2 protein-coding genes are annotated in these 2,466 nt (G+C 61.6%); both read right to left on the bottom strand.

The features are described 5' to 3' along the window. Positions 1-135: 135 nt before the first annotated feature. Positions 136-939: an IclR family transcriptional regulator gene (locus ACW9JE_RS30250; RefSeq protein WP_457434852.1), complete on the bottom strand. Its 804-nt coding sequence runs from the start codon at positions 937-939 to the stop codon at positions 136-138. A gap of 59 nt (positions 940-998) precedes the next feature. After that, on the bottom strand, positions 999-2,309 hold the full coding sequence (locus tag ACW9JE_RS30245) for an MFS transporter (RefSeq protein WP_224536148.1): 1,311 nt from the start codon (positions 2,307-2,309) through the stop codon (positions 999-1,001). Positions 2,310-2,466 lie beyond the last annotated feature (157 nt).

The following is a 2,466-nucleotide window of genomic DNA, read 5'->3' as shown; positions in this document are numbered from 1 at the left end:
GTGTCAGTAGCGAATATGTAGGCTGACACACCGCTTTCGCGAGCAAGCCCGCTCCCACAGTTTGGATCTTCAGTGAACACGAACCCGCGCCCGGCACAAATCCCCCTGTGGGAGCGAGCCTGCTCGCGATGCGTTCTAAACCTTCAACCCCAACTCCGCAGACAACCTCGCCGTCACACCCTTGATGAGCGGAATCAGCTCAGACATTTTCTCCAGCGGCATGTAAGGCACCGTACTGGCAATACTGATCCCCGCCACGATGCGTCGGCTGGCATCGCGAACGGGTGCGGCTACGCAGCGGATCGACGGTTCGTTGTCTTCCAGGTCGAAGGCATAACCACCAGCCACGTATTCGATCATGCGCTGCTGGAACTGCTCCCAGGATTGCTCCGGGTGTTGTGGCCAGAACTGATTTTTCCCACCCAACGGCAGGCTGACTTCGTACAGCCGTTGCCACTCCTGCGGCGTGTCATCCAGCATCAGCGCCTTGCCGATCCCGGTACGCGCCAGCGGCATGCGATGGCCGACCCGCGAGCGCATTTCAGGGCCGTTGCGCCCCGGATTCTTGTGCAGGTACAGGACCTCGTCGCCTTCACGAATCGCTAGGTGCACAGTGTCGCCGGTCAACGCCGACAGCTCGTCCAGATACGGCCCGGCCAAGGTCACCAGCGGCAACTCTTCCCGGGCCTGAAAGCCCAGTTCGATCAGCTTGGGCCCCAGCAGGTAACCGACTTGCGGCACCACCCGCAGATACCGCTCGTCCACCAGGCAGCTGGCCAGGCGATGGGTGGTGCTGCGCGTGGTGCCGATCAGCCGGGCGATTTCCTTCAGATCGCGGGCGCCGCTGGCCACCGCCTGGACCACACCCAGACCGCGAAGCAGGGTCTGGGTACCGGTGGGCGCGGCGTCCTTGGCGGTTTTTGGGGCGTCTTCCTGCATATCCAGCCTTAGGGTTGAGCGAGTGAACGGGCGGCATTATGGTCGCCCGCGTGCCTGGACTACAACTTGATACGCTCGACCTTGCCGACCAGCAAGATGTAGGAAAGTGCACCGATCAACGCCAGAACCGAGATGTAGGTAATCGCCGGCGCGAAGGAATCACCGCTGGCGAGGAAACCGATGACGATCGGCGTGGCGATAGCTGACAGATTACCGATGAAGTTGAATACTCCACCGGTCAGCCCGAGCAAGCGTGCCGGTGCCAGGGTCGACACCAGCGACCAGGTGATCGACGCCAGGCCGTTGCCGAAGAATGCCAGCGCGAGGAAGGCGATCACCAGCGGCGTCGACTCGACGAAGTTGGCGCCGATGATCGAGGTGGAAATCAGCAGGCCACTGATGATCGGCAATTTGCGGGCGAAGCCGACCGAATAACCGCGACGGATCAGGAAGTCGGAGAAGAACCCGGAGCACAGCACGCCGACAAAAGCCGCGAGAAACGGCAGCGACGCCAACAGGCCGGACTTGATGAAGTCCATGCCGCGATATTTCACCAGGTAAGTCGGGAACCAGGTCAGGAAGAACCACAACGTCGAGTTGAGGCAGAACTGGCCGAGGTAGATGCCCCAGAGTTTGCGCTTGGTCAGCACGATCCCCAGGTCGGTCCAGCTGAACTTGGCCTTGACCTTTGCCTGTTCCGACTGGATGTCCACGAGCCCGCCACCTTCGCGGATCAGCTCGATTTCGGCATCGTTGGCGCCCTTGAAATCACGGGGTTCGCGATACACCGCGTACCAGATCACGGCCCAGAGAATGCCCACCGCGCCGGTGACGACGAACACCATGTGCCAGCCGAATTCATGCTGCAGCCAGGCCAGGACCGGCGTCAGGAACGCCAGGCCGACGAACTGCCCGGAAGTGTAGAAACCGATGGCCGTGGCGCGTTCGCGCTCGGGGAACCAGGTGGTGACGACGCGGCTGTTGATCGGGTATGCCGGCGCTTCCAGGGCACCGACCGCCATGCGCAGCACGAACAGCGCGATGAAGCTGCCAGCAAAGCCGAGCATCACCGTGGCGATAGACCACAGCAGCAGTGCGGCGGTGTAGAGGATGCGCGGCGGCACCCGGTCCACCAGCCAGCCGCCGGGAATCTGCATGGCGGCGTAGGTCCAGCCGAATGCGGAGAAGATCAGGCCGACATGGATCGGATCGATGCCCAGGTCGCTGGTCAGCGCAGGGGCTGCGATCGACAGGTTGCTGCGGTCCAGGTAGTTGATCACCACGGTGATGAACAGCAGGACCATGATGAAAAACCGCTTGCGGCTGGGCGTCACCAAAGACGCCTGCCCGGTGAGGGTTTGCGGTTGCATGGGGGTGCCTCTTGTTATGTTTATTGAGGTCGATCTAAGACTTGTGCGCTGATCTCCAATCCATGGAGATCCAGTGTGGGAGCGGGCTTGCTCGCGAAGGCGGTGTTTTCATCCACACCCCTGTTTGATGTTTCGTCCTCTTCTCGATCCAACCCAC

Source organism: Pseudomonas sp. SDO55104_S430, from assembly GCF_054070595.1.
This window is presented reverse-complemented; position numbering and strand designations above follow the sequence as displayed.